The 7,921-nt window shown below is 57.8% G+C and carries 8 protein-coding genes and 1 pseudogene; 3 read left to right on the plus strand and 6 right to left on the minus strand.

Going from position 1 to position 7,921, the window contains the following annotated elements; all coding sequences use genetic code 11:
- The 3 genes from RMO15_RS10830 to RMO15_RS10840 form a co-directional block, all read right to left on the minus strand.
- The coding region (locus RMO15_RS10830) for an MBL fold metallo-hydrolase (RefSeq protein WP_309711867.1) at positions 1 to 1,326 on the minus strand (1,326 nt) is incomplete at its 3' end.
- 5 nt (positions 1,327 to 1,331) lie between these two features.
- Positions 1,332 to 1,856 (minus strand): rhodanese-like domain-containing protein, encoded by a 525-nt coding sequence (locus tag RMO15_RS10835; RefSeq protein ID WP_309711870.1) that lies wholly within the window; start codon positions 1,854 to 1,856, stop codon positions 1,332 to 1,334.
- Positions 1,857 to 1,913: 57 nt separating this feature from the next.
- On the minus strand, positions 1,914 to 2,684 hold the full coding sequence (locus tag RMO15_RS10840; RefSeq protein ID WP_309711873.1) for a sulfite exporter TauE/SafE family protein: 771 nt from the start codon (positions 2,682 to 2,684) through the stop codon (positions 1,914 to 1,916).
- Positions 2,685 to 2,810: 126 nt separating this feature from the next.
- Here RMO15_RS10840 and RMO15_RS10845 point away from each other — a divergent pair, with 126 nt between their 5' ends.
- Entirely contained in the window at positions 2,811 to 3,389 is a 579-nt protein-coding gene (locus tag RMO15_RS10845; protein ID WP_309711877.1) for a TetR/AcrR family transcriptional regulator, read from the plus strand.
- 68 nt (positions 3,390 to 3,457) lie between these two features.
- Positions 3,458 to 4,210, plus strand: coding sequence for a glucose 1-dehydrogenase (locus tag RMO15_RS10850; RefSeq protein WP_309711880.1), 753 nt, complete (start codon positions 3,458 to 3,460; stop codon positions 4,208 to 4,210).
- A 579-nt stretch (positions 4,211 to 4,789) separates the two neighbouring features.
- On the opposite strand, the gene RMO15_RS10855 is transcribed toward RMO15_RS10850, so the two are convergent.
- Positions 4,790 to 6,292, minus strand: a complete 1,503-nt coding sequence (locus tag RMO15_RS10855; protein WP_309711884.1) for a hypothetical protein — start codon at positions 6,290 to 6,292, stop codon at positions 4,790 to 4,792.
- Between the two features lie 45 nt (positions 6,293 to 6,337).
- Between RMO15_RS10855 and RMO15_RS10860 the strand changes: the two genes are divergently transcribed.
- The gene (locus RMO15_RS10860; RefSeq protein WP_309711887.1) at positions 6,338 to 6,856 is read left to right on the plus strand and encodes a DUF4240 domain-containing protein; all 519 of its coding nucleotides are present in this window, start codon (positions 6,338 to 6,340) and stop codon (positions 6,854 to 6,856) included.
- Between the two features lie 3 nt (positions 6,857 to 6,859).
- Here RMO15_RS10860 and RMO15_RS10865 read toward each other — a convergent pair whose 3' ends face one another.
- Together RMO15_RS10865 and RMO15_RS10870 are read right to left on the minus strand one after the other, a co-directional pair.
- Complete coding sequence (locus tag RMO15_RS10865) at positions 6,860 to 7,276, minus strand: hypothetical protein (RefSeq protein ID WP_309711890.1); 417 nt, start codon at positions 7,274 to 7,276, stop codon at positions 6,860 to 6,862.
- A gap of 162 nt (positions 7,277 to 7,438) precedes the next feature.
- A pseudogene (locus tag RMO15_RS10870) lies at positions 7,439 to 7,921 on the minus strand (type I glyceraldehyde-3-phosphate dehydrogenase); the annotation flags it as partial.

Raw genomic sequence — 7,921 nt, forward strand, 5'->3', positions numbered from 1 at the left:
CACCACGTCACGACGGCCATTTCGCAAGAGCAGTGAGCAGGCGATGGCGGAGCGGTAGCCCGAGCCACAGATCACGGCCAGAGGCCCTTGTGGAACCTCGGCAAGGCGAGCATTGAGCTCGGCGATGGGAATATGTACCGCGTTTTCGATATGCCCCGCTTCCCACTCACCGAGCGTGCGGACATCGAGGACAGCTGGCGCGGCTTCCACCGAAAGAAGGGCTTTCAGCTCCGTGGGTTCGATAACGCCCAGCTTTGCAAGCTCACCCCCGGCCGCTTTCCAGGCATCCATTCCACCGTCGAGCCAGCCCACCAGGTTCTCATAGCCCACCCGAATCAGGCGGGTCATGGCCTCGGTCTCGCGGCCCGGCTCCGTGACGACAATAACCGGAGCCGTGGGAGGCAAGACGGCCCCGACATAGGGGGCGAAGTTGCCATCCAACTGCACTTCAATCGCGCCAGGGATATGCCACGCTTTGAAAGCGCCCGTCGCTCGGGTATCGAGCACGAGGACACCTTCCTCACTCTGTTCCTCCACCATGGCGGGTGAGAGGGCATGTGCTTGCCGCAGGATGTCCTCCACGCTCGCGCCGCCCTCTTTGTTTTTTGCCGCGTCGTGGAAGAAGTAGGCAGGGGGCGCACCGAGACCCTCAAGCGAGTAGGCGATAAAGCCCGCCTCGTCACCCTGCATCGCAAGCTGGAGTGGCAGGTTGGTCGCTTTCTGCACCGCCAGCGTGCTCACCCGGTCGTTCGAGAGATTCTTCCCACAGGAGCTTCCCGCGCCGTGTGCAGGCCAGATCTCTGTCTCATCAGCCAGCGGCAGGATCTTCTCGCGTAGCGATGTGTAGAGCATCTGGGCCATCTGCTCGCTGGTCAGGCCTTTTGCACCCACTAAGTCAGGCCGCCCAACATCGCCTAAGAAGAGCGTATCTCCGGTGAAGAGGCGCGTGGGCTGCTCGGGGCTCTCCGCCAGAATCGTGATGCCCTCAGGTGTGTGGCCCGGCGTTGCGAGAAATGAGAGCGTGAGATCACCCAGCGTGATTGTCTCGCCGCCCGAGATTTGCTGGTGGGCAAAAGCGGCTCCAGAATTTGCACCGAGCAAGATCGTCGCGCCAGTGCGCTTGGCAAGCTCTAAGTGACCACTCACAAAGTCGGCGTGGAGGTGGGTCTCGATCACATACGTGATGGTCAGTCCGGCGTTTTTGGCGTCCTCAAGGTACTCTTCGACATCGCGGCGCGGATCAATCACCGCGGCCTCGCCGTTTGCGCCGCCGATCAGATACGAGGCGTGCGCCAGACAGCCCAGGTAGTAGGGTTGAAAAAACATCTTGGTTAGCTCCGTGCCCGGTTCCAGGGCATCTTCTCCAGCAGGACCGCCATACCACAGAAGCCCGTTGTGCCTGCCACAAAGAGCCCCGCTCCGGCAAAGATCGCCAGCCCGATCCAGCCAGGGTGGAGAAAGATCGAGAGGAGCGTACCGGTCAAAATCATACCGCCCGCTCCGATCTGCACCTGACGCATGAGGGGCAGGCGGGTTGAGGCAGTCTTGACCACAGGAAGCTCGGCCTCTATCCAGGCCTTGGTTCCGCCTTCGAGGATAATCAGATCCTTGTGGTGCGCCTTGAGGAGCTCACAGGTCATTCCCGCGCGGCGGCCGCTCTGGCAGATCAGCACGATGGGATCGTGGTGCTGGAGGTCCTCTAGACGGGCCTCGGCCTGATCCATGGGGAGGTTCATCGCGCCGGGGACATGGCCCTCGGCGTACTCCTGCGGGCTACGGACATCGATAAGCTGAAAGTGCTCGCCGCGGCCTAGGTTGGCACTGAGCTGGGTGGGGGTCAGGGTTGCTGTACTCATAAAACTCTCTTTCTTTGGGTGTTCGTAGTAACAGAGTAGGTCTTTGGCGAAAAGGATTCAACGTCGCTGAAAAATCTCTCGGGCGACCATGTAGCTGCCCATCACCAATAAGAATACCCCGAAAGTGGGGCGGAGCTTCTCACCGGGAATGCTCTTGGAGAGCAGCGTGCCAACACCCATGCCCACCGCTGCGAGCGCGGTGAGAGTCAGCAAGAATCCCCAGTGGGCTTCCCCTCGGATTTTTGCATCGGAGAAGAATCCAAAGAGGGAGTTGGCGGCGATGATGGCCAGTGACGTTCCCACCGCGCGCTTGATAGGGAGCTTCGCAGCGAGAGTGAGTGCGGGGACGATGAGAAACCCGCCGCCTGCGCCCACAAGCCCGGTGACCACACCGACGACCAGTGCGGGGAAGATCAGCGGCCCTGGCTTGGCCTCGTCCGGGGCCTCTTTGCGCTTCTGAAGCATCGAGACGGCGGTGGCAAGCATGAGTGCAGCGAAGAGCACCAAGAGCGCTGTGTCGCGAGAGAGTTGCCCGAGCTTCTCCGGGATCGCGGGGAGCAAGAAGTGGCGCGTCAGCCAGACGGTCAGAAAGGCAGGAAGGGCAAAGCGGAGTGCCGCCGATGTGTCCACCTGCCCGCGCCGCGCCATAAGCACCGCGCCGATAGCCGCTGTCGTCCCAACAATAAAGAGCGAGTCGCCGGTTGCTCTTGAGGCCGACTCGCCAAAGAGATAGACCAAGACGGGCACGGTGAGGATCGAGCCCCCACCCCCCATCAGTCCCAGCGTGATCCCAATCACCACTGCCGCTGCATATCCTAAAATCTCCATAGCTTCTACAGTGACAGAGACGATAAGTCACGGGAAAGATTCTTTTGTGGTATAGAAAAAAAGAATTCAGATTTTGGAACTATTTTCTGTACTGATTGGTATTGTAAGGCAGAAGGCAAGAAGACGATGGGACGCTTAAAAGAGTTTGTGGTGGAGGAGGCTGTTGAGAAGGCATGTGACCTGTTCTGGGCACGTGGCTACGAAGCGACCTCTTTAAATGAACTCACGGAGGGGATGCATATCCAGCGAGCAAGCTTGTACAGCACATTCGGCAGTAAGGCCGAGCTGTTCCAGCAGGCGCTGCAACAGTACCAGCGCAAGAGCCTGAAGCGCGTGGAGGAGCTGCTCGCAACGGGCTCCGATCCGCTTGACAGCCTGCGCCAGCTCCTGCTTAGTGCAATTCCGGAGCCTGGGACTCTGCGCCAGGGCTGTTTTTGTGTAAACGTCGCCATCGAGCTGGGGCCTCACGATCCCCAAATTGCGCAGCTCCTCGAAGCCCATTTCGAGAGAGTGCATGCTATTCTTGGCCGCACCATCGCGGCGGGGCAGGCCCAGGGCCAGCTCACGATGGATCTCTCCCCTCGGGAGGCGGGTGCGTATCTGCTCACTTGCCTCAGCGGGCTCCATGTCGCGGCAAAGACCACGACCGATGAGAGCCAGCTTCGTCGTCATGCGGAGCGCATGCTCCGCACACTCCAGGTGTAGAGTGAGGCCGCCCTGCCGAAAACAGGGCGATTTTTTACGCCAAATAAAATACTGAACGGTACAGAAAAATGAAACAACTAGAAAATAAAATCGCTGTTATTACCGGGGGAACCTCCGGAATTGGTCGGGCTGCTGCCCTTGCTTTTGCTCGTGAAGGAGCCCGTATCGTGATCGCCGGACGGCGCAGTGAAGAAGGCAACCAGGTCGCCGCGGAGCTTCAAGCGCTCGGAGCCGAGGCGATCTTTATCCAGACCGATGTCTCGGTTGAGGCGCAAGTGGTGCACCTGATTGATGAGACGGTCAAGATCTACGGTAAGCTGGACGTTCTCTTTAACAACGCGGGTGTCGAGGGCACGTTTGGTGTGCCACTTCATGAGATCGAGAACGCGACCTACGACCAACTTTTTAATATCAACGTGAAGGGGCTCTTCTGGGTGCAAAAGTACGCCAGCAAGGCCATGCTCGCCTCGGGCGGCGGGAGCATTGTCAATACCTCCAGCATTGCCGGACAGATCGGCTTTGCGGGTGCCGCGCTCTACGATGCCAGCAAGCACGCCGTAGAGGGAATCACCAAGACGGCGGCGCTAGAGCTCGCCAAGTCCGGGATTCGTGTGAACGCCGTCGCCCCTGGAGCCATCAAGACCGATATGGCTGACCGTGCGCTCGGAGCCTACCAGGATCACGTCGCCAGCCTGCATCCACTGGGGCGCTTAGGCCAGCCCGAAGAAGTCGCCGAAGCCGTGGTCTTTCTCGCCTCCGACCGTGCCTCCTTCATCACGGGCCAGAGCCTCGCCGTAGACGGTGGCTTCACCGCTGCTTAATGGATAAGAATGCCCTCTGCTTTCCTAATATAGAAAAGTGGAGGGCTCTCTCAAAGAACAAGATAAGAGTAGGATGCTGGGCGCATGACAGATTTATTTAAATATTATGGTTTGGATTGGTTAGCAATGTCGCTTAGTGTAATCTCTATGATACTACTGGGCAACAAGATCAAATGGGGTTTTGCACTGTTCATGCTTGCCAATATAACTTGGATACTACTTGGTTTTTTTCTTTTGAAAAGCTATCCCATTGTATTGGGAAACCTGATTTTTCTTACGACTAACACGAGGGGTTTTCTAAAATGGAACTCTGAAAAAACAACGAAATGAACCACTGGAGTTGCCAGGCTCTGTTACATAATGTTTTTATCTAGATGTACCTCGCCGCATTTTCTGAACCTACCTCGTTAAGTTACTAGGTCAGAAGGCGACACGCCGGCATAGCTCTCACAACGACCTAATTCAAGAAAACGATTCAAAATACGACAAGATGCCATAAGCACAGCAAGAGCCTTATTTTCAATCCTTCGGGGAACTTATCTACACAGTCTCTAACTCCGCTCGTCGCCAGAGAGATTCTCAGGGAGAGATTTCGTAGACCTTGTAGTCAGGAAGCGCTGCCCTGAGAATCAGGTTGGATGGCCCTCTTTGGTTCTGCTTCAGGGGGCCAATCAACGGCCCAAAGTGCCAAAGGAGTTGCTCGGTCGGCTCCTGGGTAAGACGAAGAACCAGAAAGGCTCGGCTTCGGCTCTCCTGCGCTTTTTGGGCGATCTGGCGGAGCCGCTCTGCCGTGACATGGGGCGTGTAGGGGTAGGCGGAGAACGAGAAGACACGCTTGCGCTGTAAGAACAGAGTCGCATCCACCAGCTCATCGCCGATCAGCCAGTCGTCTGCGGACGTCTTCTCGGCTAGCCAGCGCAGTCGTGGGGCGGACTTCTCCGGAGGAGGTAGCGCCTCCCACTGCGCGATACGAAGCTCCTTGCCCAGAAAGAGGAGAAGTCCGAGCAAGGCAACGAGATGCTGCATCCGTGGCGTGAGCAGTTGCGCACCTGCACCGACAAGCGCGAGAAGACCCACGAGGCTTGCGGGAAGAAGAAGGCGCCCATCGAGTGGATCGAAGTGGACACGGCAGCGCTGCGCAATCAGTGTCGTGGTGTAGAGCAAGACCCAGAACAGCAAAAGGCGGTGGGGCGTCAGAGGCAGAAACGGTCCTTTTGTCTTAGTTTTTAGAGCCGCAACCAGTGCCAGTGCTACCATCAGGAGCGCCTGAGGAGCACCCTGCCGATCCATCACAAAGTAGTTTCCCAGCAGTCCCAGAAGCCCTTCGCGTAGGACGGTGAGGAATCCCTGATCGGAAGGGAGCGGCGGGGGAAGGGCGTGACCGGTCTGGCTGAGGTTATGCAGCACGACGGGAAGCGCCACCAGGGCAAACCCAAGGCTATAGCGCCAAAACTGTCGCCAGGGTAGGGCGAGCATGCCAAAAGGGAGGAGCCAGAGGAGAGCGTAGCGCGTGGCAAAACAAAGGCCACCCAGCAGACCCGCCAGTACGATAAGCCGCTCTTTCCCAGCATCACGCGCTTGTAGTAAAACAGAGAGGCAAGCAAGCAGAAGGGCGAGAGCCACCCCTTCGCTCAGAGCAGTCTTTCCTGACTGAACCAGGGGGCTAAACCCCAGCATCGCTCCCAGTGCCAGAATGCCCGCGTGCGATCCGTAGAGCCGCTGGGCGAGCCGGTGCCCGAGCCAGAGAGCCATGCCAAAGCCCAAGGCGGAGAGAAGGAGAGCAATGTCTGGGCATCGCTCAGGTGTGCGTGAGAGCGCGGCGATCAGAAGCGGAAAGAGCGGCCCCTGCGCCGTAAAAGCGGAAGGTACCCCCGGCGTGAGAAGCTCAAGCTGGGTCTGGTTGTGCCCTACCGCGCTCTGCACGAGGCCGTGGCCGCGCACCACATTTTGGGCCACCTCGACGTAGTTCATCGCATCGAAGGGGATTTGTCGCATCTTGGTGAGTGAGTTATAAAGAAAGAGTGCGGCAAGAGAAAAAAGGATGAGAAAAACTCGCATACTCACCCAGAAGGCAAAAAGCATGCCTTGAGCTTTCCGCAACGCCGCATCGCTCTGGAGTAAGGGAACATGACCCGCGAAGAATTTTGGCAACACATCGAGACGACACGTCTCGCCGCAAAAAACGACCCCGATGCCCAGTGCAAGCAGCTCAAGAAATATCTAAAAACGCTCCCCGACGACGAGCTGATCTCGTTTCACACGCATTTTGATGCCCTCTACGCCCCAACCTACCGGAACGATCTCTGGGGCGCCGCCTACATCATCAACGGAGGCTGCTCCGATGACTGCTTCGACTACTTCCGCGCCTGGCTAATCGGTCGCGGACAAGCCGCCTACGAAGCCGCTCTGGTGAGCCCCGACTCCCTCGCCGATGTCGCCGAAGAAGAGGATTGTGAGCAAGAAGAGCTACTCTCGATCGCCATCGGAGTCTGGCTCAAGCGCCATAAGAAAGACTGGAGCGATCTGGAGAAAGACAGCCCGTTTCCCAGCACCCCCAACTCCGACCCCGGCCCCGCCGAGTGGGAAGAAGATGACGAAGAAAGCCTCACCCGGCTCTACCCGCGCCTCTACGAAAAATTCTGGTAAAAACTAGCCGAGAAGCTTGCGTAGTCTTTCCCGGTTCTCAGCATCGCTTTGTTCGGGCGAGTGATCGAATGCTTCCGATCCTGTACTATTAGCGCGGTAGATGCGAACATTCTGAAAAGCGGGTTCATCGAACTTTTTGTAGAGGTAGTCATAAATTTCTTCGGCACTGGAGAAGCCCCGAAGCGGAACTAAAAAGGTCGTGGTATCTTTCGCGCCTGGGCAAAACAGAAAAACCGTTTCCGAGTGTTTAGGGTTCGTCTTAGCCTGAAAAGGAAATTTTTTGACCTTCTTTTCTTGTCGCGCATGGTCCACCATAAAATAAAGAAAAATAACGCCAATCACGCCTAGAAACACAAAAAACGTCCAAGGCCGTGTCAGCCAAAGGACAATCATCCGACCAAAACTCGATCCGCTTTCCATGCGTAAAAGTATAACGTGAAATAGCCATCAGGCCCATTCATGGGTCTTGCCGCAACAGCGGGCCGCTTTAGCCGCCCGTCTGTGAATGGTTGCCCGGTGACCAAACAAACAAAACCCCTCCTCCCAGGATTGGGAGGAGGGGCAGGGGAGGAAGGGTGAGGGCTACAGGCCCTTGTCCTCAAGGAAGTTGAGCAGGTCTGCGAGGCGGTTGGAGTAGCCCCACTCGTTGTCGTACCAGGCGACCACTTTCACGAAGTTGCCCAGCCCGACGGTATCAATCGCGCTGAAGATCGAGCTGTGGGGGTTGCCCTTGAGGTCGGTGGAGACCAGCGGCTCGTCGTTGTACTGCAGGATGCCCTGGAAGCCCGGAGTCGCAGCAGCGGCCTTCATTGCGGCGTTGATGTCCGCGACAGGCGCGTCCTTGGAGAGCAGCGCGGTGAAGTCCACCACGGAGACCGTGGGGGTGGGGACGCGGAAGGCCATACCGGTGAACTTACCCTGAAGCTCGGGGATCACCAGACCGACGGCGCGGGCGGCACCCGTGGAGCTGGGGACGATGTTCATGGCGGCGGCGCGGGCATCGCGCAGGTCCTTGGTCGCGGTATCCACGGTCTTCTGGGAGTTGGTGTAGGCATGGATCGTGGT

This window comes from Armatimonas sp., from assembly GCF_031410135.1.
Taxonomy (GTDB): Bacteria; Armatimonadota; Armatimonadia; order Armatimonadales; family Armatimonadaceae; genus Armatimonas.

Coding starts and splice junctions, on each gene's coding strand:
- RMO15_RS10835 (WP_309711870.1), bottom strand. CDS start 1,856: ATGAGTACAGCAACCCTGACCCCCACCCAGCTCAGTGCCAACCTAGGC.
- RMO15_RS10840 (WP_309711873.1), bottom strand. CDS start 2,684: ATGGAGATTTTAGGATATGCAGCGGCAGTGGTGATTGGGATCACGCTG.
- RMO15_RS10845 (WP_309711877.1), top strand. CDS start 2,811: ATGGGACGCTTAAAAGAGTTTGTGGTGGAGGAGGCTGTTGAGAAGGCA.
- RMO15_RS10850 (WP_309711880.1), top strand. CDS start 3,458: ATGAAACAACTAGAAAATAAAATCGCTGTTATTACCGGGGGAACCTCC.
- RMO15_RS10855 (WP_309711884.1), bottom strand. CDS start 6,292: ATGCTTTTTGCCTTCTGGGTGAGTATGCGAGTTTTTCTCATCCTTTTT.
- RMO15_RS10860 (WP_309711887.1), top strand. CDS start 6,338: ATGACCCGCGAAGAATTTTGGCAACACATCGAGACGACACGTCTCGCC.
- RMO15_RS10865 (WP_309711890.1), bottom strand. CDS start 7,276: ATGGAAAGCGGATCGAGTTTTGGTCGGATGATTGTCCTTTGGCTGACA.